Below are 22697 nucleotides of genomic sequence, written 5' to 3' on the forward strand. Positions count from 1 at the left end.
TATACAACACACAAGCGACTACACCACATCACTAGACAGTGATGAGTTATTTACTGATTAAAGGGGTAAATAAACTTAAGGTGGCGTAAGTGTCATATAGGAAAAGAGTGTTTAGGTTTTAGAGCACTTAGGGTAGCACAAGAGGTTGAGGATGTGAAATCAACCAACCTTTAAAAAAAACTACTTATTAAGATTAATAAGGTAGTGTTCAAAAAACTGTGTCATTTCCTTAAACTGTTAAAAACAGGAATGATGCATTATGGCAACTACATTTGATTTTGAAACAGCCTTAAAACAACTCCAGTCAGGACAAGCACTGACTGGAGAAAATGGCATACTCACCCCTTTAATTAAACAACTGACCGAAGCTGCTCTTGAAGCAGAAATCGAGAATTACATTGAAGCGAATCCGAAACAAGGTAATCGCCGCAATGGCTATACTCGCAAGACAGTAAAATCTACATCAGGTTCATTTGAGCTTGAAACCCCTAGAGATCGAAATGGTGAATTTGAGCCACAGTTAGTTAAAAAGAACCAGACCAAATTATCAGAAGAAATTGACAATAAAATCATATCACTCTATGCACTTGGTATGAGCTATCGTGATATTCAAAAGCATGTTGCTGATATGTATGGATTGGAGATTTCAGATGGTGCTATCACCAATATTACAGATAAGCTCCTCCCTCAGTTACAAGCATGGAAACAACGCCCACTCGATACAATTTATCCCTTTGTTTGGTTAGATGCCATACATTACAAAGTGAAGGATAAAGGTGTTTATGTGAGTAAAGCGATCTATACCATTTTAGCTTTAAATGTTGAAGGTAAGAAGGAACTACTCGGCTTGTATTTATCGGAAAGCGAAGGGGCGAACCATTGGCTTAGTGTACTGACAGACCTACAAAATCGTGGTGTTCAGGATATTCTGATTGCCTGTGTAGATGGACTAAAAGGTTTCCCCGAAGCCATAGCAGCGATTTACCCTCAAACAGAAATACAACTGTGTATCGTTCATCAAATTCGTAATTCTTTACGCTATGTTGCCAGTAAAGATCAGAAGGCATTTATGGCTGTGAACCGTACCAGGTTTGTCGGAGACTCAATATTCTGAGAGACTATTCCGATGAAAAAACCAAACTATACCCCCGAAATTAGAGAAAGAGCGGTTCAATTACTAATTGAATCTGAAAAAGATTATCCTTCTACTTGGGCAGCAATCACAGCTATTGCTCCTAAAATCGGTTGTACTCCTGAAACATTGCGTGTTTGGTATTTAAAGCATATGGATCAACTAAATCCTGCCAAAGTACAACAGATATCTGACCAAGAAAAAATGAAGCAAATGGAACGTGAAATTAAAGAATTAAAGCGTGCCAATGAAATTCTACGCAAAGCAGCCGCTTTTTTCGCCCAGGCGGAGCTCGACCGCCCACACAAATAATGGTGGATTTTATCCATCACAATAAAGATCGATATGGCGTTGAAGCGATTTGTAGAATTTTACCGATTGCAGCTTCGACCTATTATCGGGCTTTAGATCTCGTTGATAACCCAGAACATCGAGCGAAACGTGCTCTGCATGATTTACATCATGCAGAGCAAATCAAACGTATTTGGAAAGAAAGTTTAGGTCGATATGGTGTACGTAAAGTTTGGCAAAAATTGAAACGTGAAGGCTATGTTATTGCACGTTGTACAGTTGCTCGATTGATGAAAAAGCTAGATATACAAGGTGTTTGGCGTGGTAAGAACAAACAAACTACCCGCAGCCGAGATGATCAAAAACGAGCAGATGATTTAGTGAAACGGAATTTTAGTGCTGATCGACCTGACCAATTATGGGTCAGTGACTTTACGTATATTCAAACCAATTCTGGCTGGGTATATACCGCATTTATTATTGATGTGTTCTCGCGAGCAATTGTTGGATGGAAAGTATCAACACGGATGAATACAGATATGGTACTTGATGCACTGGAGCAAGCATTGCATGATCGAGGCATGCCAAAGAATGTGATTCATCATTCCGACAGAGGTGTGCAATATCTTTCCATTCGCTATACCAATCGTTTAGAAGCAGCAAATTTACGAGCATCAGTCGGTACAACGGGTGATTCATACGATAATGCTCTGGCTGAAACGGTGAATGGCTTATACAAAACAGAGGTGATTGAATATTTAAAAGCAGATTGGCAAGGTTTAGCGGATGTACAACTTGCGACATTAAATTGGGTAGATTGGTTCAACAAAAAGCGTGTACACAGTGCACTGGGTTATGTATCGCCTTTTGAGTTTGAAGCAATGTACTATGATAAGATTAATCCGTTAGGTCAGGTGGCCTAACTTAAATAAAAAAGTCTCCGATAAACCCGGTACGGTTCACTGATTTAAAGCCAATTTACCGTGCTGATACCAAAGGGGCGGCAGAAGTAGCACTGGATGAGCTAGAAGAAAAATGGGGCGAAAAATATGGTGTGGTCATTCAGTCATGGCGTACCAAATGGCATCTACTATCCGCCTATTTCAAATACCCTAAAGCGATTAGGAAGCCGATTTACACCACCAATGCCGTTGAAGCCGTACATCGTCAATTCCGCAAACTAACCAAAACCAAAGGAGCTTTCCCCAATGAGGATAGTCTGATGAAATTACTGTATATTGGTATTCAACAGGCATCAGAAAAATGGACAATGCCTATTCAGGAATGGGGACAAACGATTACTCAATTATCCATTTACTTTGAAGGTCGATTAGATGATATAATTAAAATCTAGTCAAATTTACTGACACAGAATTTTGAACGCCCTCATTAATAACAAAAAAATTAAGATCTGAGTTTTATTAAAAGGCATCATGTGATGCCTTTTATTCAATTTAAAGCTTTAACCGATTGCTGTAAGCCTTGCTGAATATCCTGCACAAAACCCTTACTCTGAGTGAATTTGGTCTTCGTCTTGGCTTTTGATTCAAGTGGAGAATGCTCAGACTCAGCATTCTCATCCACATAAAACTCTTCCACGAAATCTAGTCCCTCCTCAGCATTCACCTCAAATCGTGTATTACCATAACCCTGCCGTGCCATTTGATCTAAAGTAGCCTGATTAAAACCACACAACTTACTTTTCTGGTCAATTTCCTTCGCTGTTTGAATCGCCTCTTGTAAATGAACTCCATCCCGTAAAGTCAAATCCACGTAATACACAGGTGTACGATAGCTTTGTGTCGTAGACTTGCCTCTAAGAGTGAGTTGTAAAGGTAGGCATGAAAGCAAGCCATTCGATGCTGCATGGTAATAACTGAGTCGTGCCGCCAAAGTCCGAATGCTGTTAAAACCTGTGGTTCTAAAGATGAATGTGCCCAGTTCATCGGACTCATCTAAATTGACATGCAGACGCCCATAAGGTTTACAGTTTCCGCCTTGTGCCAATCGACATAAATCAGGAGATGGACAGGGATGATGCTCAACTCCCTGATTGGTTAAGCGCTGACAAGTTTCACCATTACCTACACACACAGGGCGTCCTGTCTGACGATCAAATAAACTGTACTCAGCCCGAAGATTCAATTCAGGATCATTAAAGATCATACACAGGAATCGTTCTAAGTTTTTGATTAGGTGCTTTGGTACGAAGTTGTTCATCTAAAGGGTGCTTGACCCATCCATCTTTACCTTGAATTTGGCTGGTAATGGTAAACTGATCATCCCTTTCAGGCAGACGTTTGCCGTTCTTTTCCACAACTTTACCAATGCTGATTCGCCCTAGAATAGGCGGTGTGATGGCTAAACCTTTAATCATGATGATTTCCTCTATACTTTAAATGTGTTGTGTGGTTAAAAATGAAATGGACATAAAAAATCCCATGCGCTGAGGCATGGGATGTTTAGGTGGGACTTGTATTTTTGCTTGTGAATTTTACTTAGGCTAAATTCATTTCAATCATCATTGCTGTAGATATTGAAGCGCCGTGAACCTGTTTTACTTTGTGGAAATTGCTTCAGATATTCAGGGTGCTGTTTCAATAAAGTCTTGCTGTCTAAGCTGATTGAGTCTTTAGACTTTTTCCACGTCACCGAACCTGTTAAGAATGTTGCTCGTTCTACGTTTTGCATCTTGGCTTGCAGTTGGTGTTTGAGTAGATCGAACTGCTCCTGATGTTTTTCAATTTGGTTACGGGTCTGAATGAGTTGCTCAAACTGTTGATTGGCTTGCTCATCCTCAGATAGATCCGTGGTGCTGAGCGGTACATGTTCTGGATAAAGTAGTTGTAAGGCTTTGGCTGCGGATTCACTGGCATCGGCTTCAGGTGGTGTATCCTTTTCCACACATTCCCAGAAGTAACGCTCCGCATTGATGATGTGCTGAATCACGGATTCTGAACGGGTCACTTTAAAAATTCGGGTTTCATGCCCACAAATCAATACACAAATATGTGCTGCTTTTTTACCTGTCACTGCCAATTGATGTTGTACCTGACACAGCACGTATAAAGGTACACCGTCTCGCCACAATTTGGCTGTTAGCGGCAGTGTAAAAATGCCCCCTAACCGCATTTAAAAACTGCCCCCCTTTGTTAATTTAGCGGTCATCTTGGACTGCTCAACATATCAAAGATCACCCGTGCAAAGATGCTGGCCTTCGCCGGATCAGACAACAACTGCATCATCTGTTCCTGATGTGCCGCACTACTGCCAAGAATGGCATCATCCATGGCTTTCGGGAAATCCCCCAGCATGGCCTGTTCGCGGGTATTGTTGGCAATCTGCTTCATCACAATCTCATTTTCCGCCAGCTTGTCACGTACCGTATAGGCATAGTTCAGCATGTCTTTATCGGTCAGGTTATCAGTGATAAAGACATCATTCAGACGCTCAATGATCTGTGACAGGAATTCTTCTTTCTTATCACGTGGCTTGGCTGCACCGAGGTCATTGCCCGGTTCCAGCTTAAAATCTTCGGCATCTTCTTTCAGCTTGATGTCCTGCTGACGGATCTTGGACAAGCGGTAATGGCTCATGCTGACATTACTTAAGTCCACCTCATCATCTTTCGTTGCGGTTTCACGCAGCAATGGACGCAGGTTACGCGCATACAGACTGAGCTTCTCCAGTTCTTTGTCATCGTAGTCCACGATCTGCGACATAAACTCGTAAAAACGAGTAAAGCTTCCCAAGTCTTTTTTAAAGATTTCCAACTTGTCTTTTTCAAGCTTGGCCGCTTTAAAGGCATTGTCGGCATTGGCAATCAGCACCGCATCATTGGTTTTCTTGCAGCGTTCCAGCATATCTCGGGTGGTGTTATAGGCTTCGATGGCTTGGCTATAGCGTTTCTGCCAGCGTTCAACCGCAGGCTTGCAAATGTTACTGATCGCGGCATTGGATTTGTTCTTGGTAAAGAAGGCTTCTACAAACTGTTCAACTTCCGTCCACAGAAAAATCTTGGTAGCTTTCAGCTTTTCAAACAGGTCAAAGATCTGATCCGGATTCGATACATCAGCCAGTTCTGCGGTTTGAAAGTAAGGCTGGAAGGCCCCAAGAATGTCTTCGGGATCGTTAAAGAAGTCCAGCACAAAGGTGCCAGATTCCGCTTTGCCCGGATAAGTACGGTTCAGGCGTGACAGGGTTTGTACGCACTCCACACCGCCCAGCTTTTTGTCTACGTACATGGCACACAGTTTCGGTTGGTCAAAGCCAGTCTGGAACTTGTTGGCTACCAGCATCACCTGATAGTCATCACTATCAAAGGCCTTGCGCATTTCCCGTCCTTTTAGCCCCGGGTTCATGTTGCGTTCATTAAAGGTCTGCCCGACTAAACCACTGCTGAACCGTACCAGGTTTGTCGGAGACTCAATATTCTGAGAGACTATTCCGATGAAAAAACCAAACTATACCCCCGAAATTAGAGAAAGAGCGGTTCAATTACTAATTGAATCTGAAAAAGATTATCCTTCTACTTGGGCAGCAATCACAGCTATTGCTCCTAAAATCGGTTGTACTCCTGAAACATTGCGTGTTTGGTATTTAAAGCATATGGATCAACTAAATCCTGCCAAAGTACAACAGATATCTGACCAAGAAAAAATGAAGCAAATGGAACGTGAAATTAAAGAATTAAAGCGTGCCAATGAAATTCTACGCAAAGCAGCCGCTTTTTTCGCCCAGGCGGAGCTCGACCGCCCACACAAATAATGGTGGATTTTATCCATCACAATAAAGATCGATATGGCGTTGAAGCGATTTGTAGAATTTTACCGATTGCAGCTTCGACCTATTATCGGGCTTTAGATCTCGTTGATAACCCAGAACATCGAGCGAAACGTGCTCTGCATGATTTACATCATGCAGAGCAAATCAAACGTATTTGGAAAGAAAGTTTAGGTCGATATGGTGTACGTAAAGTTTGGCAAAAATTGAAACGTGAAGGCTATGTTATTGCACGTTGTACAGTTGCTCGATTGATGAAAAAGCTAGATATACAAGGTGTTTGGCGTGGTAAGAACAAACAAACTACCCGCAGCCGAGATGATCAAAAACGAGCAGATGATTTAGTGAAACGGAATTTTAGTGCTGATCGACCTGACCAATTATGGGTCAGTGACTTTACGTATATTCAAACCAATTCTGGCTGGGTATATACCGCATTTATTATTGATGTGTTCTCGCGAGCAATTGTTGGATGGAAAGTATCAACACGGATGAATACAGATATGGTACTTGATGCACTGGAGCAAGCATTGCATGATCGAGGCATGCCAAAGAATGTGATTCATCATTCCGACAGAGGTGTGCAATATCTTTCCATTCGCTATACCAATCGTTTAGAAGCAGCAAATTTACGAGCATCAGTCGGTACAACGGGTGATTCATACGATAATGCTCTGGCTGAAACGGTGAATGGCTTATACAAAACAGAGGTGATTGAATATTTAAAAGCAGATTGGCAAGGTTTAGCGGATGTACAACTTGCGACATTAAATTGGGTAGATTGGTTCAACAAAAAGCGTGTACACAGTGCACTGGGTTATGTATCGCCTTTTGAGTTTGAAGCAATGTACTATGATAAGATTAATCCGTTAGGTCAGGTGGCCTAACTTAAATAAAAAAGTCTCCGATAAACCCGGTACGGTTCATGCTGTCGGTATCCTTGTCATTAAACTCAACCTCACCCGAGAATGCGACCATAGCCTGAATAGACTTATAGCCCTGATCCGTCACGTATTTGTCAAAGGCCAGCTTGTAACGCACCGCTTCTTTACGTGAACTGGTCACCACCATGGCTTTAGCCTGCCCACCCAATAAGCCCATCACGTTATTTTTAAAATGCTCGACAATGACTTTCACTTTCTGGGAAATGTTGTGGTCATGCAGGCGCACCCATTGATTCAGCCTGATCTTGGCTTTTTTGGCATCGACCTGTTTGTCGGCTTGTTCAATTTTTTGTTTGAGCTTATACACCACTTTATAGTTGGTATAGTTTTTCAGCACATCCAGAATAAAGCCTTCTTCAATGGCTTGACGCATGGAGTAGACATGAAAAGCTTCTGGCTTGTTCTGCTTGGAGGGTGGTAGCTCAGGATTGGGTACCCGGCCAAACAGTTGCAGGGTTTTGTCTTTCGGTGTCGCGGTAAAGGCATAGTAACTGAGGTTATTACTGCCCTTACGTGCAGCCACCACCGCATCCAGAATATCTTCCGAGGACAGTTCAGCATCCTCTTCGCGCTCTTCCAGCATCAACACTTCTTTGAGTTGTCGTGCCGTAGAGCCGCTTTGTGAAGAATGCGCTTCATCGGCAATCACCGCATAACGTCGCTGTTTCAGATTGGTACTGTTTTCAATCGCACGCAACACAAAGGGGAAAGTCTGGATGGTCACAATGATAATCGGCTGTGATGTTTCCAGTGCCTTGGCCAGTTTTTCCGATTTGGAGCCATCGCCTTCTTTGTTATTGATGCGTCCGACCACGCCATCGGCATGTTCAAACTGGTAGATGGTGTCCTGTAGCTGGGCATCCAGAATGGTACGGTCAGTGACCACAATCACCGAATCAAACAGTTTCTGATTGTGTTGATCGTACAGGGTCGACAGCTGATGTGCTGTCCAGGCAATTGAGTTGGACTTGCCTGAACCTGCACTGTGCTGAATCAGATATTTCTGTCCAGTGCCCTCCTCTAATGCGGCATTGATCAGTTTGGTGACCACATTCCACTGGTGGTAACGTGGGAAGATCAGCAGTTCTTTTTTGTACTTGCGTCCTTCCCAGTCTTCTTTTTCTTCAATTTGCAGATGGACAAAACGTCCAATGATATTCAGCAAATTGTCCGGTGTGAGGACTTCATTCCACAGATAGGCGGTGGCGTACTGATTCTGGTCTTCTGGCACATCATTGCCTGCGCCACCGTCATGCGTGCCTTTATTGAATGGCAGGAAGAAAGTATCTTCTCCGGCCAGTTGGGTCGCCATATAGACTTCGTATTGACTCACGGCAAAGTGTACCAATGCGCCACGCTTAAACATCAGCAAGGGTTCAGGCTTGTTGGTTTCTGGATCTTTCGGCAAGCGGGTGCGTTTGTACTGCAACATGGCATTCTGCACCGCCTGTTTAAACTCGGACTTGAGTTCCAGTGTTGCCACAGGAAAGCCGTTTATAAACAGCACCAAGTCAATACGCCATTTCTTGGCCTGTTTGCCCATGTCCTGTAACTCGGCAGCCGTAGCATACGGGCTATAGACCAACTCTGGCACAATGCGGCAGATGTTCTTTTTGTAATTGGCTAGTGTATCGGGATTTAGCGCATGTTCAGGCTTAAACTGACACAGGAAAAAACGTGCGCTGCGGGTTTTCACTCCGTGACGCAGCACACCTAAAGTGCCATAGCTACGTGACTGTTCATCAGTGGCATTGATGTCGGCTTTCTTCAGCTGGGCAACCACGGCTTCTAGAAAATGCCGTTCGGTATCTTGTGGAAAGATGCGCTGAAACTTCTGCCAGTCTTGTGCTTGGGTTTGTTGCACAAAATCTAGTACGTCCTGCTCATACAAGGCGGTTTCACGGTTATAACCTTGTGGGGTTCCGAGTTGCCAGCCCTGAGCCAGCATCTGTTGAATGATGTCGTTCTGGAAGATGCTTTCACGGGTCGCGTCCATGATTATTGTTCTCCATCGGCGAGCAAGCGTTGTTTAGCACGTTCCCTCGCAAGGTGTAAGCGCTGTTCCAAGACTTCTTTGGGTGGCAAAACCGTCATATATTCAGCCACATGAATATCCGATTTTTCCAAGTCCAGCAATTCAATTTGTTCATGTTTTTTGGAGGTACAGAAAATAATGCCCAGCGGTGGGTTTTCACCTTCTTCCTGTTCGTATTTGGCCAGCCAGCGTAAATACAGTTCCATCTGGCTTTTATGCGAATGGCGGAATTTTTCAGTTTTCAGGTCAATCGCGACCAGTCGTTTGAGTTTGCGGTTATAAAACAACAGGTCAATGTAGAAATCATCTTCATCGATTTGAATACGCTTCTGGCGGGCAATAAAGCTAAAGCCTGAACCCAGCTCTAAAAGAAACTGCTCAATATCGCGCAAAATGGCATCTTCTAAATCTTTTTCCAGATAGCGGTCATTCAGATCGAGAAAGTCCAGAATATAGGGATCTTTGAGCAAGAGCTGCTGATGTACAACCCCTTGTTCCTTGAGCTGTTGCAGTTCATGCAGAATGGTTTCATCCGGTTTTTTGGAAATCGCGGTACGTTCAAACAGCATTGAACCGATCCGTTCATCCAGCGTTCGCGTAGACCAGCGTTCCTGCACTGCCATGTTGAGATAGAATTCTCGTTTGATGTGGTCATCTATATACATCAGGGTTTTAAGATGCGTCCAGCTTAATTGTCCACGCACTGCATGGACAATGTTGATATCATCAAAAACTTCGGCAAATTTAACATAGTAGTTGAGCTGTGACTTTCCCCAGCCTCGGCCTAATTGCGCTGTCAGAGCTTTGGATAAATTGCCAATGATGTGTTGCCCATATTCTGCCCGTTCGCCTTTGAGGATTTCCTGTCGGATACGTTGTCCCACGTGCCAATACAGCAAGGTCAGTTCGGCATTGACGGCTATGGCTGCACGCTGTTTGGCGGCATGGACAAGTGAAACAATATCTTGGGTTAGTTGTGGCAAGGCTAAGCTCGTTAATGAATGCTCACTCATGCGCTTAACTCCGTGTCTGCCTCAGCAACCGTTGGGGCTTGCCAGTGGCGCACGTCGATTTTTCCAGTGACTGCGGCTGAGATCAGGGCGGTTCGGCGTTCTTGCATTAACTGAATTGCTTGTAGTGCTTTTTGCTCTAATTCATCTAACTTTCGGCTACTTATTTCAATATATTTTAGAATTTTCACCTGTTCATCAACAGGTGGTATTGGCAACCTGTATTCGTTTAATGATTCTCTATTAATTTTTGGCATTGCTACCCTATCAGAATCTAGGATCACAGCTTTGGTAAAACTATCAGACAATATGAAGTGATATAAAAAATCATTTGTTAAACCATTACAAGCGTTCATTGGGTACATATCAGCACTACATAGAGCCATATCTTCTTCACAAATAGCTACTTTTGCTAAAGCAGGACGAATCTTGCTATAAACGACCTCCCCCTTAAAGCAAAGATATTTATTACTATCCGCACCTTGTTCTTCAGCTGTCTCTTTATAGAGAATCTTACCTGTCGCTTTTTCAATATGATTTGGTGCATAAAGTATGAAATTTTTATAATTATTATCTCTAGGGTCTACAAGCCCATTGCGAATTTGAACACATCTATTAAATTTCATTACTATCCAATGCCCCGGCACTTCCCCTAACCATGCCACACCCGAATCTTTCATTGGAACATTTGGATCGAGTCCTTTGGTCACGGCATGGCTAATCACCGCCTGACGTTTTTCTTTGAGCAGTTCAATCAGTTGTTGTTGTTTTTCAATCAGGCGATCGATTTTGGTGGTTTCGTGATCTAAAAAATTAGAAATCTTTATCTGATCTTCTAATACTGGAGAAGCATATTCAAAATTTACAAAGGTATCTTGATACAAATGAACAATCGTTGAACCTGTTTTATTAAAGTCCACAAATTCTTTAAATACTTTCGATTGAAGCAACCAAAAATAAAACTTTGTGGAGAAATTATTTCGCAATGGTCGCACAACGAAAATTCCACTATTCAAAGTAGCTTTTTCGTCATCTTTTAAATTACTAACTAATGCAACCTTACCGATCGTACCATCTTTAGTAATTAACAAGTCTCCATCTTTCAATTGAATATATGGGTCTTGCTCATAACGTGGTAAATCGCAATGATAACATTGAGACCAATCAATATTAGTTCCTTTAAAATCACTACCTGTAACTAAATAAGGACCTTCGTCTGTAAAATCATCTGATTTAAGCCCATGCCAACCTACACGAGCTTTTACATAAGCTTCATATTTAACCTTAGTGTTAATCCAATCATTTGGAATTTCCCCCAACCATTCAACCCCTGAATCTTTATACTCCGCGTATTTCTGATACTTCGCCATTATGAATGCACCTCTTGGAGTAGCTGCATAATCTCGGCACTCACCGCATCCAAATCAGCATCAATCTCACTTAGGTCACGTGGCGGTTCATACACATAAAAATGACGGTTAAACGGAATTTCATAACCGACAATGCCAATCTCGCAATCCTTTTCATCGCGCTTGTCAGCATTAATCCAGGCATCCGGCACGTGTGGCTGTACTTCACGTTTAAAGTAAGACTCGATTAAATCTGTGGTGCTGACCTTTGGATTCAGTGCAATATTTTCGGCATCACGCAAATCTCCATCCTGTACAAACTCCACCACTTTGCCCTTGTAGCTAAACTGGCCATATAGTGGGTTTTCCGCCTGTTTCACGACCTTGTTAATCACCGGTTCCGCTTCCGGATTTTTCCAGGTAATGGCATCTAACAGCTGTTTCTTCTCTTTGGCATCCAGCTTGATGTCGGTTTGCTTCAGGGCTTTTTTCAGCACTTCATCAAACTGGTTGAAATCATCAAACTGCTCAGTGCCAATCACATTCTGTAAGGCTTGGGCTTTTTCCATCAAGGCTTTCTGGAACAGCCAGATTTTGCTGTCCAGTACCTCTTTAATGTCTTTTTCTTTTAGCTCAGGGAATTCCGCTTTAATCAGGGCACGGACCTCAAGGGCAACGTCCTGCAACTGACCATAAGTTTCAGCTGTCCATGCTGTACCAAAGGCTGTGCCCAATTGCGCATCGATACTTTGCATCACGGCATTAAACGGTTTTGGCGCAAAACGTAATGCGGCAATCGCGCTATCCGTGATCTGTGCCGATAAACGTAATGGACGTTCAATGGTCACGCGACGATAGCCAAATTCATGACTGTCAAAGATTTTGCTGGCGAATGGTTTTTGCTGTTCGGTTTCGCCATCCTGCGCCAAGGTGTCTACCGCCACAAAGTCACCGTAATTTTGGGTAATGGTGGCAATTTCAGCTTCAGTCAGATAGTTACGTTTTGAACCCAGCGACTTACGCATTTTGGTACTGAGGTTTGAGGCATTAATCAGCTGTACCTTGCCTTTACGTTCAGCGGCTTTTTTATTGCTGAGTACCCAGATATAGGTGGCAATCCCGGTGTTGTAGAACATGTCATTCGGTAAGGCAATAATGGCTTCCAGCAAGTCGGCTTCTAAAATATAGCGACGGATCTCACTTTCGCCACTGCCTGCACTACCGGTAAACAATGGTGAACCATTCAGGATAATCCCGATGCGGCTGCCGCTCTCGCTACTACTGGCATCACGCATCTTGCTGATCAGGTGCATCAGGAATAATAGTGAACCATCCGATACCCGTGGCAAGCCTGCACCGAAACGGCCATTAAAGCCTTTGTGCTCGTGCTCGTCCTTGATGTCCTGTTCGATCTTTTTCCAGTCCACACCAAAAGGTGGGTTAGATAACATATAGTCAAATTTATCTAATGCGAGTTGATCATTCGACAAGGTATTACCAAGTTTGATTCGGCTTACATCCTGACCTTTAATGAGCATGTCGGCTTTACAGATAGCGTAGGATTCTGGATTGAGTTCCTGACCAAAGGCACGCATCACCGCATTCGGGTTCAGCTCATGCAGATATTCCATACCTGAAGACAGGAAGCCGCCTGTTCCCGCAGTAGGATCGTAAATGGTACGGATAATGCCGTCTTTGGTCAGCACGTCATCATCTTCCATAAACACCAGTGCCGTGGTCAGACGCACGATGTCACGCGGGGTAAAGTGTTCCCCTGCGGTTTCATTGGAACCTTCGGCAAAACGACGGATCAGTTCTTCAAACACCAAGCCCATGTCATGGTTGGATACGTTCTTTGGACTCAGATCCGTGGTAGCAAACTTTTGCACGACTTTATACAAAAGGTTGGCATCATCGAGGAGGCCGACAAATTCGATGAAGTTAAAGTATTCAAAGATCTCGCGGGCATCTTTAGAGAAACTTTGCACATAAGTGCTCAAGTTGGCCTTGATATCACTCTGCCCCATTTTGCTAAGATCCATTGGGGAGGTATTAAAGAAGGCTAGACCGTTGGTGGCACGCAGCAATAACTTTTCTTGAGCTTCTTCTGGCAGATTCAGCTTGGAGACTTTTTCATGTTCTGCCAGTACCGCTGCCTTGCTTTCTTCCAGTACACACTCCAGACGACGTAACAAGGTAAATGGCAGAATGATGCGGCCATATTGCGATTGTTTGAAGTCACCACGCAGCAGGTCGGCAACCGACCAGATGAAAGAAGCGATTTGTGAAAAGTTATTGTTGGTCATAGTAGCGAATCAATTCCTGAATTCTTATCTGTTCAGTATCTGGCGACACTTCGGTTGCTAGAGATAATACTGATAATTTTTTAACTGTTGGATAATATTATATTATTTAAAAGCAGATTGTTGATTATTCATTTATTGCATGACAGTTAAGCGACAAATTTTGTCATCTGGTTTCAGATTTTTCTCATAGAAGGTTCATCCACCATAACGCTACAACCCTGCTTTTGAAAGCCGTGCCTATTTATAAGCCCATCTGCTAAACTAGGCTTACATCACCTTTGTTCAAGGAAATTCCAGAATGCTAAACACTCTCGAACAGAAAAAAAAATATATCCAAGCTACGCGCTTGCAGAATTATCAAGCCAGTTTAAAGCTGGAAGGCATTAACCCGTCCTCAAACGCACCGGCATTAAGTAAAGCTCAGATTCTACAGAAATATAAGAAATTCTCACAGACCTCGGAATCGTGATCAGGCTTCCTTATGGATAAATATGGTGAAATGGGTGACAGCATTTACTGTTACCCCGACTCGGACGTCCTCAAAAACAAACTGAACATTCAGGATGCTGAAATTCTGCAACAGGCAGAACTGGAGTTGACTGAGTATGCCAGCACACGAATTGAGTATGCGGAGCCACCTTACGATCTCAAATACCTGCAATCCATTCACTTTCAGCTCTTTTCAGACCTGTATGCCTGGGCAGGTGAACTAAGACAAGTGGATATTGCCAAAGGCGATACCCGCTTTTGTACCTTCCCGCGTATTGAAATTGAAGCCAATAAGCTCTTCAAGCAACTTGAGCAGCAGCACTATTTTCAAGGTTTAGCCAAACCAGTACTTATCCAAAAAATCGCTGATTTTTATTGTGAAGTCAACGTGATTCACCCATTTCGTGAAGGCAATGGACGCACCCAGCGTATCTTCTTTGAACACCTACTTGCTCACTGCGGCTATGGGGTACAGTGGATTAAAATTAACAATAAGGAAGTCTGGATTCAGGCCAATATTGATGGATTCAACTGCCGGCTAGATGGACTGATCGCTATTTTTGAAGCCTGCATTATCACTCCTGAATAACAAAAAAATGGGTATACGGATTTAATGGTTGATGGGGCACCTTCACCCCATCAATCTGATACCACCCTCAGATGGTTGATAGATCGACTCCGTAGTTGAGTTCCTCTGCGAAGTCCGGCAGTCCGTAACCGATGGTTTTCTTGTAGAAAGGAGAGACCTTCGCAGTCGGTGCCTTCTTCTTGTGCTTCGTGGTGTAGAGCATTCGTGCCCGCATCACCTCGAAGGAGTAACCGCGCCCTTCACGGTTCTTGTCCTTGGCCAGTCGGTTGATGGACTCCGTGTAAGCGTTGGTGACGGGCATGTCCGTCTCGAAGTAGGTCATGGTCTCTTCGCGCCAGTTTCCCACTGCCCTGACCAGATCGCTCCAGACTTCCTTTTGGCCCTTCGGGATGGTGGCTATCCACTCGTCCAGGGCGGCTTCTGCCTGGAGCCGTGTGGTGGCGTCCCAGATGCCGTAGAAGCGCTCCTTGTGCTCGTAGGCGGCCAGCAGTTGCGGGAACGCGCCTGTCCAGGTCTCCATGATGAGGCGCTCCCGGTCTGAGACTTCGTGAGCGCGTTTCAGCAGGATTTTCCGGTCTCCCTTGAGAGTCCGGCTCTGGGACGGTTTCAGCTCCTTTCTGAGGCCCTTGCGCACTCTCTCTAGGTCAACACGGCCAGCGCACCCCACAGGTAGCCGGAAACGGGTTGGCGCGTCTCGGGCGGCAGTTTGTCAGGGGCGTTCACGGCAATGCCTCCTCGTGCGCCCGCTCGGCTGGCATGGAGGCCAGTTGCGCGTCCAGATGGGCCAACGCTTCGCGCCGACGCTCGACGAACTGGCGCAGAACGGCAAGCTGCGCGGCCGCTTCATCGCCGTCCGCAGCATCCAGCGCCCGGCACAGCCGCGCCAGCGCGTCCAGGCCGATGCCCGCCTCGAAGGCCGCCCGCACGAAGCACAGCCGTTGCAAGGCGGCATCATCGAACAGGCCATAGCCGCCCGGGGTGCACGCCACCGGACGCAGCAATCCGCGCAGCAGGTAGTCGCGCACGATATGCACGCTCACCCCGGCATCAAGGGCCAGCCGGGACACGGTGTAGGCGCTCATTGAAAACCTCCTTTTTTTATCCAGCGCAGCAGGAAAGCTGCTTCACGTCCTTGTTGAAGGTCTGCGCCGCAAGCTTCAACCCCTCGACCATTGTCAGGTAGGGGAACAACTGGTCAGCCAGTTCCTGCACCGTCATGCGGTTGCGGATGGCGAGCACCGCCGTCTGGATCAGTTCGCCCGCTTCCGGGGCCACCGCCTGCACGCCGATGAGCCGTCCGCTACCTTCCTCGATGACCAGCTTGATGAAGCCGCGTGTGTCGAAGTTGGCAAGCGCTCGCGGAACGTTGTCGAGTGTCAGCGTGCGACTGTCGGTCTCGATGCCATCGTGGTGCGCTTCCGCCTCGCTGTAGCCCACGGTGGCGACTTGCGGGTCGGTGAACACCACTGCCGGCATCGCGGTCAGATTGAGGGCTGCGTCGCCGCCGGTCATGTTGATCGCGGCACGGGTGCCGGCCGCTGCCGCCACATAGACGAACTGCGGCTGGTCGGTGCAGTCGCCGGCCGCGTAGATGTTCGGGTTGCTCGTGCGCATGCCTTGGTCGATGACGATGGCACCTTGCGCATTGACAGTGACCCCCGCTGCGTCCAGCGCGAGGCTGCGCGTGTTCGGTGTCCGACCGGTGGCAACCAGCAGTTTGTCGGCGCGCAATTCACCGTGCGTGGTGGTCAGCACGAATTCACCGTCCATATGGGCGACCTGGCTGGCTTGCGTGTGCTCCAGCACCTCGATGCCCTCGGCACGGAAAGCGGCTGTCACCGCCTCGCCGATGGCCGGGTCTTCACGGAAGAACAAGGTATTGCGCGCCAGGACCGTGACCTTGCTGCCCAGCCGGGCAAAGGCTTGCGCCAGCTCCAGCGCCACCACCGACGAGCCGATTACGGCAAGGCGTTCGGGAATGGTGTCGCTCGCCAGGGCCTCGGTGGAAGTCCAGTAGGGTGACTCTTTCAAGCCCGGAATCGGCGGGACCGCCGGGCTGGCACCCGTGGCGACCAGGCAGCGGTCGAACATCACGACGCGCTCGCCACCCTCGTTCAAACGGACGGTAAGGCTCTGGTCGTCCTTGAAGCGCGCCTCACCGTGCACAACGGTGATGGCCGGATTACCGCCCAGGATGCCTTCGTACTTGGCGTGCCGCAGTTCGTCGACGCGGGCCTGCTGCTGGGCCAGCAGCTTACTGCGGTCAATCGTAGGCACAGTTGCCGCAATACCGCCATCGAACGGGCTTTCCCGGCGCAGATGGGCGATGTGGGCGGCGCGGATCATGATCTTGGACGGCACACAGCCGACATTGACGCAGGTGCCGCCGATGGTGCCGCGCTCGATCAGCGTGACCTGCGCGCCTTGCTCGACGGCCTTCAGTGCTGCCGCCATTGCCGCGCCACCGCTACCAATGACGACGACCTGCAACGGGCGTTCGTTGCCACTGGGCTTATCAGCGGCCCCTATCCAGCCGCGCATCTTGTCGAGCAGGCCGGCGCGGTTGTCCGTCGGTGGCGCATCGGCAAGCGTTGCCTCGTAGCCCAGTCTGGCCACGGCGGTAGTCAGCGCATCCGATGACGTGCCCGCCTCAATGGCGAGTTGCGCTGTGCCCTTCGGATAGGACACCAGCGCCGATTGCACGCCGGGCACTTTCTCCAAGGCTTCCTTGACGTGAGCCGCGCACGAGTCGCAGGTCATCCCGGTGATTTTCAGGGTGGTCATGTATTTTTCCTTTTCTGTGGTGGCTACGGCTGTTGCCGTCAGCCACGTTGTTCTGGCAATTCACAGCTGTCCGGCCCGCAGCGGCGATGTGCTGGCGAGATGAAATCCCAGACCGACACCCCAACCATCAAGGCCAGGCCGACATAGAGCAGTCCACCGCTCTGCCAGCCGTAAGCCCGCATTAAAAACACCGCTGCCAGCACCAAGATCGGGCCTATCGTGCCGAGCGCCGTGCGTCGCCACTGTCGATGATTGAGCCAAGCGATAGCATTGGCGAGTAACGCGATGCCGGCGAACATCGGCAGCAGGATGCCAATGAATAGCCCCTCGTACTGGCTCAAGAAGCCCAGTCCGATGGCCGCGCCAAAGCTGGCGATGGCAGGAAAACAGGCGGCGCAGCCCATCGCGGAAACGACGCTGCCGAGCGCGCCGGTTTTGCCAGCGATGCGCGTGATGAGTCCCATGTGTCGCTCCCGAGTTCGGTTAACGGATCAGCGTTTGAGGCTGGACGGATAGCCCGCGTCCTCGGTCGCCTTGGTCAACTTCTGGACGTTGGTCTTGGCATCGTCGAAGGTGACGACGGCCTGGCGCTTGTCGAAACTTACGTCGGTCTTGCTCACGCCCTCAACCTTGGAAAGCGCGTGCTTGACAGTGATCGGGCAAGAGGCGCAGGTCATGCCAGGCACGGACAGCGTTACGGTCTGAGTGGCGGCGAACACGGGGGCAACGAAAGCGGCGAGAGCGAGGGAGGCAAACAGCTTTTTCATGATGAACTCCTGATTAGTAGAAAAATGGCATGACGTAGGGAAAACCAAGCGCGACCAAGACCAACACGGCGACGAACCAGAAAATGAGCTTGTAGGTGGTGCGCACTTGCGGAATCGCGCACACCTCGCCCGGCTTGCAGGCTGCGGTCGGTCGGACGATGCGCCGCCAGGCAAAGAACAGTGCAACCAGCGCCGCGCCGATGAAGATCGGCCGATACGGCTCCAATACCGTCAGGTTGCCGATCCATGCCCCGCTGAACCCCAAGGCGATCAAAACCAGCGGCCCCAGGCAGCAGGCCGACGCAAGAATGGCGGCCAGCCCACCGGCGAAGAGCGCGCCGCGCCCGTTTTGTGGTTCAGACATACGCTTGTCCTTTCAAATTTGGTTTGGATAGCTTAAGCTTACTTCCGTAGTTATGTACGGAGTCAAGCGATATGCAAATTAATTTTGAGAATCTGACCATTGGCGTTTTTGCCAAGGCGGCCGGGGTCAATGTGGAGACCATCCGGTTCTACCAGCGCAAGGGCCTGCTGCCGGAGCCAGACAAGCCCTATGGCAGCATTCGCCGCTATGGGGAGGCGGACGTGGTTCGGGTGAAATTCGTGAAATCGGCACAGCGGCTGGGGTTCAGTCTGGACGAGATTGCCGAGCTGTTGCGGCTCGACGATGGCACCCACTGCGAGGAGGCCAGCAGCCTGGCCGAACACAAGCTCAAGGACGTGCGCGAGAAGATGGCCGACTTGGCGCGCATGGAAACCGTGCTGTCTGAACTCGTGTGCGCCTGCCATGCACGAATGGGGAATGTTTCCTGCCCGTTGATCGCGTCACTACAGGGCGAAGCAGGCCTGGCAAGGTCAGCTATGCCTTAGCGTGCTTTATTTTCCGATTTCTGAGGTGCCCCCACCCAGAGAGTGACCCGCTTGCCGTGGATGGGCAGATCACGATAGGGAACGTCACGCTTGCCGAACCGTACGAACTCACCCTGCACGCCGCATTCCTCGCAGGCGATGGGATCGGGCACGTCCACCTGGAAGTGCATTTCGTCGTCGGTTGATTTGCAGCCCAGTACTTGGTATTGCGGCAGGTGAAGGATGTTGTCGGGAAGTTCGGTCATGGTGTTGTATAGGCGTAGGTGTCAGTCAGATCCATCCGACTCGGCATTGGTGTTTGCTTTTTTACCCAACAAGCTGCTGGAAACTAAAAGTAAGGCACCGAGGACAATTGCAATATCAGCCAGGTTGAAGGCCGGCCAATGCCAGTCTCGCCAATAGAAATCAAAGGAATCCACAACATAGCCGCGAAAGACCCGGTCAATCAGGTTGCCCATGGCGCCACCGAGGATAAGACTGTAAGCGATGGCTTCTCCTTTATGACGATTTTCAAGGATCAGCTTGATCAGAAAAATCGAGACCACTACCGCGATTCCGATAAAAAAGTAGCGCTGCCAGCCTCCACCATTCGCAAAAAGACTGAATGCGGCACCGGTATTCCATACGTGTACCCAGTTAAAGAATGAGGTCACTGAAATAGACTCGCCATATGCCATTGATTGTTGCACCAGCCATTTTACGGCCTGATCAGACGCTGCCAGCAGGCCCGATATGGACAATAGGGCATACGGCGAGAGCTTTTTGCCAATAATGAGCATTATTTAACCCTTCAACGCCAAAATGCGTCTAGCACCGTTAAGTACAATTACCCCCACGATGGTGCCGATAATCAGATCCGGATAATTGGACCCGGTCCACGCGACCAGAGCGCCGGCGGTGATGACCCCCAGGTTGATCACCACGTCGTTGGCCGAGAATATCCAGCTTGCCTTCATGTGCGCTCCGCCCTCCCGATGTTTGGATATGAGCAGCAGACAACTGGTATTGGCAATCAATGCGACGAAGGCGATCGCCATCATCATCAGCGATTCAGGCTCACTACCGAAAACAAAGCGTCGCACCACCTCGACGAGTACGCCGATAGCCAAAATCAGTTGCAGTACCCCTGCCAGATGCGCGGCACGTACCTGCATTTTCGCACTGCGCCCTACGGCATAGAGAGCCAGGCCATAGACGGCTGCATCGGCAAACATATCCAGGGAATCAGCGATCAGGCCGGTAGACTGGGCGATCAGGCCAGCAGTCATTTCCACCACGAACATGATCGCATTGATACCGAGCAACACGCGCAGAGTGCCTGACTCCTGCGTAGCAGAGACTGCCGAGCTCTCAGCGGCCTTGATCGTCTCTGGGTCGGCAATGACGGTTTCCTGAAGCGAGGCGCCTAGCCCCAAGGTCGCCAGTTTCGCGGTAATGGGCTCAGCCTCGCCGTCATGCACGACCTTCAACCGGCGGTTCGACAAGTCGAAGGACAGTGCCCGAATCCCCTCAACGCCGTTCAGGGCCAGGCGAATCATGCGCTCTTCTGATGGACAGTCCATCTTCGGCACGGCATAAACACTGACCCATCTCCCTGGCGCCTCGGAGGAGGCCTGCATATCGATATCCGCCGCAGGCCTTGCATGGTCGCCACAGGGGCCTCCGCAGTTTTTACTCATGATATGACTCCACTTGAATGTGATCGGGTTTTCATTTAAAACTATATAGTAGCTATAATGTCAATAGCGTAGAGAATCCGTTGCGGAGGAACCCGATGCGTATTGGTCAGTTGGCACAGTCAGTAGGGGTAGATACACAGACGATCCGCTTCTACGAACGGCAGGGCTTGTTGCCGCCGCCTGGTCGGCAGGAGAACGGTTACCGTGTCTATACCGAGAAACACGTTGAGCGGCTGGCCTTTATTCGTCGCTGCCGCATCCTGGATCTGTCACTGGCAGAAATTCACGAACTAAAGCGCTATCAGGACGACCCTCATCAGTCCTGTACCGCTGTCAATGCCTTGCTCGATGATCACATCTCTCATGTGCGCTCGCAGATAACCGCTCTACAGGCGCTTGAGAAACAACTCGTTTCACTAAGAGCGCGTTGCAACGATGACCGGGAAGTTAAGGCGTGTGGGGTTCTTGCTGGAATTAGCGAAGGAAACATGCACCAGCAGTAGGTGAAGCATCAACCAGATAATCCGATGAGATGCCGGTCTGTCTCACTCTCATGCAAAGGTAAGATCAACCATTTAATCCGCTTACCCAAAAAAATTAAGGGAGCCGAAGCTCCCTTCAATTAGTGACTAGCCAACTTGTTCAGAATCCATTAATTGACTTACCAAGCTGACTAGATAATTCAACTGTGCTCAATTCACAGCTCTAACACTCTGCTGCAACCCCTGCTGAATCTCCTGCACATAGCTCAATTGCGCTGAATGCTCTGTATCTACAGCACTGTCACTGTGTGGATAAAATTCCTCCAGCAATTCCATCCCCTCCTCTGCATGCACCTCAAACTTGGCATTGGCAAAACCCTGCCGTGCAATCTGATCCAATGCCGCCTGATCAAACCCCGCCTGCTTACTCTGCTGGTCAATCTCTTTGGCCGTCTGTATCGCTGTTTGCAAATCCACACCTTCCCGTAACGTTAAATCCACGTAATACACGGGCTGACGATAGCTTTGGGTCGTAGACTTGCCTCTAAGAGTGAGTTGTAAAGGTAGGCATGAAAGCAAGCCATTCGATGCTGCATGGTAATAACTGAGTCGTGCCGCCAAAGTCCGAATGCTGTTAAAACCTGTGGTTCTAAAGATGAATGTGCCCAGTTCATCGGACTCATCTAAATTGACATGCAGGCGTGCATAAGGCTTACAGTGCCCGCCTTGTCCAAGTGGGCATAAGTCGGGGGATGGACAAGCATGTTGCTCTACACCTTGTGATGTCATACGCTGACACGTCTGACCATTCCCCACACAAATCGGGCGACCTGTCTGTCGGTCAAATAAACTATATTCAGCTCGAAGATTGAGTTCAGGGTCATTAAAGATCATCCGTACAGGGATGCTACGTAACTTTTGATTCGGTGCTTGATTACGCAATTGCTCATCCAAGGGGTGTTTAATCCAACCGTCCTTACCCTGTATTTGACTGGTAATGGTGAACTGATCGTCTTTCTCTGGCAGACGCTTGCCATTCTTTTCTATTACACGGCCAATACTGATCCGTCCCAAGATGGGTGGTGTAATGGCTAGACCTTTAATCATGTTGAAATTCCTCTGTCGTTGAGATGTTTAGATGTGTTGCACTGTTTGCTTAAATTAAAATCGGCATAAAAAAATCCCATG

The 22697-nt window shown here is 48.1% G+C and carries 18 protein-coding genes, 8 pseudogenes and 2 other annotated features; of the genes and pseudogenes, 8 read left to right on the forward strand and 18 right to left on the reverse strand.

Annotation, left to right across the window (positions count from 1 at the left end; genetic code table 11):
- Positions 1-259: 259 nt before the first annotated feature.
- From AC0T5Z_RS08925 to AC0T5Z_RS08935, 3 genes and pseudogenes are all read left to right on the forward strand, one after another.
- A pseudogene (locus tag AC0T5Z_RS08925) lies at positions 260-1075 on the forward strand (IS256 family transposase); the annotation flags it as partial.
- 51 nt (positions 1076-1126) lie between these two features.
- Positions 1127-2346, forward strand: a protein-coding gene (locus AC0T5Z_RS08930) for an IS3 family transposase (RefSeq protein WP_407507946.1) whose coding sequence is annotated in 2 segments (ribosomal slippage) — positions 1127-1403 and positions 1403-2346 — 1221 coding nt in all. Because the reading frame shifts where the segments join, the coding sequence is not laid out codon by codon here.
- Positions 1402-1518 (forward strand) — a sequence feature (AL1L pseudoknot). Its footprint overlaps the gene before it by 117 nt.
- Positions 2347-2387: 41 nt before the next feature.
- Positions 2388-2777: pseudogene (locus AC0T5Z_RS08935) on the forward strand (transposase); the annotation flags it as partial.
- 95 nt (positions 2778-2872) lie between these two features.
- On the opposite strand, the pseudogene AC0T5Z_RS08940 reads toward AC0T5Z_RS08935, so the two are convergent.
- The 3 pseudogenes from AC0T5Z_RS08940 to AC0T5Z_RS08950 form a co-directional block, all read right to left on the reverse strand.
- A pseudogene (locus tag AC0T5Z_RS08940) lies at positions 2873-3800 on the reverse strand (recombination directionality factor).
- A gap of 137 nt (positions 3801-3937) precedes the next feature.
- Positions 3938-4519 (reverse strand): annotated as a pseudogene (locus AC0T5Z_RS08945) (YqaJ viral recombinase family nuclease); the annotation flags it as partial.
- Between the two features lie 68 nt (positions 4520-4587).
- Positions 4588-5823: pseudogene (locus AC0T5Z_RS08950) on the reverse strand (type I restriction enzyme subunit R domain-containing protein); the annotation flags it as partial.
- Between the two features lie 49 nt (positions 5824-5872).
- Between AC0T5Z_RS08950 and AC0T5Z_RS08955 the strand changes: the two are divergent.
- A protein-coding gene (locus AC0T5Z_RS08955) for an IS3 family transposase (protein WP_407507946.1) occupies positions 5873-7092 on the forward strand; the annotation gives its coding sequence in 2 pieces (ribosomal slippage) (positions 5873-6149 and positions 6149-7092; 1221 coding nt in all).
- Positions 6148-6264, forward strand: a sequence feature (AL1L pseudoknot). It overlaps the preceding gene by 117 nt.
- 7 nt (positions 7093-7099) lie before the next feature.
- On the opposite strand, the pseudogene AC0T5Z_RS08960 reads toward AC0T5Z_RS08955, so the two are convergent.
- The 4 genes and pseudogenes from AC0T5Z_RS08960 to AC0T5Z_RS08975 all read right to left on the reverse strand — a co-directional run.
- A pseudogene (locus tag AC0T5Z_RS08960) lies at positions 7100-9151 on the reverse strand (type I restriction endonuclease subunit R); the annotation flags it as partial.
- Complete coding sequence (locus tag AC0T5Z_RS08965; protein WP_435337086.1) at positions 9148-10197, reverse strand: PDDEXK nuclease domain-containing protein; 1050 nt, start codon at positions 10195-10197, stop codon at positions 9148-9150. The gene AC0T5Z_RS08965 and the pseudogene AC0T5Z_RS08960, both read right to left, overlap by 4 nt.
- Positions 10194-11564, reverse strand: coding sequence for a restriction endonuclease subunit S (locus tag AC0T5Z_RS08970; RefSeq protein WP_435337087.1), 1371 nt, complete (start codon positions 11562-11564; stop codon positions 10194-10196). Before AC0T5Z_RS08970 ends, AC0T5Z_RS08965 begins: the two co-directional genes overlap by 4 nt.
- Positions 11564-13849: a type I restriction-modification system subunit M gene (locus AC0T5Z_RS08975; protein WP_435337088.1), complete on the reverse strand. Its 2286-nt coding sequence runs from the start codon at positions 13847-13849 to the stop codon at positions 11564-11566. Before AC0T5Z_RS08975 ends, AC0T5Z_RS08970 begins: the two co-directional genes overlap by 1 nt.
- A gap of 298 nt (positions 13850-14147) precedes the next feature.
- On the opposite strand from AC0T5Z_RS08975, the gene AC0T5Z_RS08980 reads away from it, so the two are divergent.
- The gene (locus tag AC0T5Z_RS08980; RefSeq protein WP_004914907.1) at positions 14148-14318 is read left to right on the forward strand and encodes a YhfG family protein; all 171 of its coding nucleotides are present in this window, start codon (positions 14148-14150) and stop codon (positions 14316-14318) included.
- 12 nt (positions 14319-14330) lie between these two features.
- Positions 14331-14927, forward strand: coding sequence for a putative adenosine monophosphate-protein transferase Fic (locus AC0T5Z_RS08985; RefSeq protein WP_435337089.1), 597 nt, complete (start codon positions 14331-14333; stop codon positions 14925-14927).
- Positions 14928-14994: 67 nt separating this feature from the next.
- On the opposite strand, the pseudogene AC0T5Z_RS08990 reads toward AC0T5Z_RS08985, so the two are convergent.
- From AC0T5Z_RS08990 to merT, 7 genes and pseudogenes are all read right to left on the reverse strand, one after another.
- A pseudogene (locus tag AC0T5Z_RS08990) lies at positions 14995-15570 on the reverse strand (ISL3-like element ISPpu12 family transposase); the annotation flags it as partial.
- Positions 15567-15650: a hypothetical protein gene (locus AC0T5Z_RS08995; RefSeq protein ID WP_425265850.1), complete on the reverse strand. Its 84-nt coding sequence runs from the start codon at positions 15648-15650 to the stop codon at positions 15567-15569. The pseudogene AC0T5Z_RS08990 and the gene AC0T5Z_RS08995, both read right to left, overlap by 4 nt.
- Entirely contained in the window at positions 15647-16009 is a 363-nt protein-coding gene (merD, locus tag AC0T5Z_RS09000) for a mercury resistance co-regulator MerD (protein WP_025467726.1), read from the reverse strand. Before merD ends, AC0T5Z_RS08995 begins: the two co-directional genes overlap by 4 nt.
- Positions 16010-16025: 16 nt before the next feature.
- Entirely contained in the window at positions 16026-17711 is a 1686-nt protein-coding gene (gene merA, locus AC0T5Z_RS09005; protein ID WP_348933486.1) for a mercury(II) reductase, read from the reverse strand.
- A 38-nt stretch (positions 17712-17749) separates the two neighbouring features.
- Complete coding sequence (gene merC / locus AC0T5Z_RS09010) at positions 17750-18175, reverse strand: organomercurial transporter MerC (RefSeq protein ID WP_000522996.1); 426 nt, start codon at positions 18173-18175, stop codon at positions 17750-17752.
- A 27-nt stretch (positions 18176-18202) separates the two neighbouring features.
- On the reverse strand, positions 18203-18478 hold the full coding sequence (gene merP / locus AC0T5Z_RS09015; protein ID WP_004178136.1) for a mercury resistance system periplasmic binding protein MerP: 276 nt from the start codon (positions 18476-18478) through the stop codon (positions 18203-18205).
- Positions 18479-18491: 13 nt separating this feature from the next.
- Positions 18492-18842, reverse strand: coding sequence for a mercuric ion transporter MerT (gene merT, locus AC0T5Z_RS09020; protein ID WP_001294659.1), 351 nt, complete (start codon positions 18840-18842; stop codon positions 18492-18494).
- A gap of 71 nt (positions 18843-18913) precedes the next feature.
- On the opposite strand from merT, the gene merR reads away from it, so the two are divergent.
- The gene (merR, locus tag AC0T5Z_RS09025) at positions 18914-19348 is read left to right on the forward strand and encodes an Hg(II)-responsive transcriptional regulator (protein WP_001166630.1); all 435 of its coding nucleotides are present in this window, start codon (positions 18914-18916) and stop codon (positions 19346-19348) included.
- Positions 19349-19380: 32 nt separating this feature from the next.
- On the opposite strand, the pseudogene AC0T5Z_RS09030 reads toward merR, so the two are convergent.
- From AC0T5Z_RS09030 to AC0T5Z_RS09040, 3 genes and pseudogenes are all read right to left on the reverse strand, one after another.
- Positions 19381-19593 (reverse strand): annotated as a pseudogene (locus AC0T5Z_RS09030) (transposase family protein); the annotation flags it as partial.
- 21 nt (positions 19594-19614) lie between these two features.
- Positions 19615-20127 (reverse strand): signal peptidase II, encoded by a 513-nt coding sequence (gene lspA / locus AC0T5Z_RS09035; protein WP_000905420.1) that lies wholly within the window; start codon positions 20125-20127, stop codon positions 19615-19617.
- Positions 20128-20130: 3 nt separating this feature from the next.
- A complete protein-coding gene (locus AC0T5Z_RS09040; RefSeq protein ID WP_004964805.1) occupies positions 20131-21027 on the reverse strand; it encodes a cation efflux transmembrane domain-containing protein in 897 nt (298 codons plus the stop codon).
- Between the two features lie 95 nt (positions 21028-21122).
- Here AC0T5Z_RS09040 and cadR point away from each other — a divergent pair, with 95 nt between their 5' ends.
- Positions 21123-21530, forward strand: coding sequence for a Cd(II)/Pb(II)-responsive transcriptional regulator (cadR, locus tag AC0T5Z_RS09045; protein ID WP_001219640.1), 408 nt, complete (start codon positions 21123-21125; stop codon positions 21528-21530).
- Positions 21531-21719: 189 nt separating this feature from the next.
- On the opposite strand, the gene AC0T5Z_RS09050 is transcribed toward cadR, so the two are convergent.
- Positions 21720-22616, reverse strand: coding sequence for a recombination directionality factor (locus AC0T5Z_RS09050; protein WP_114171442.1), 897 nt, complete (start codon positions 22614-22616; stop codon positions 21720-21722).
- Between the last annotated feature and the right edge of the window lie 81 nt (positions 22617-22697).

This window comes from Acinetobacter pengchengensis, assembly GCF_982235305.1.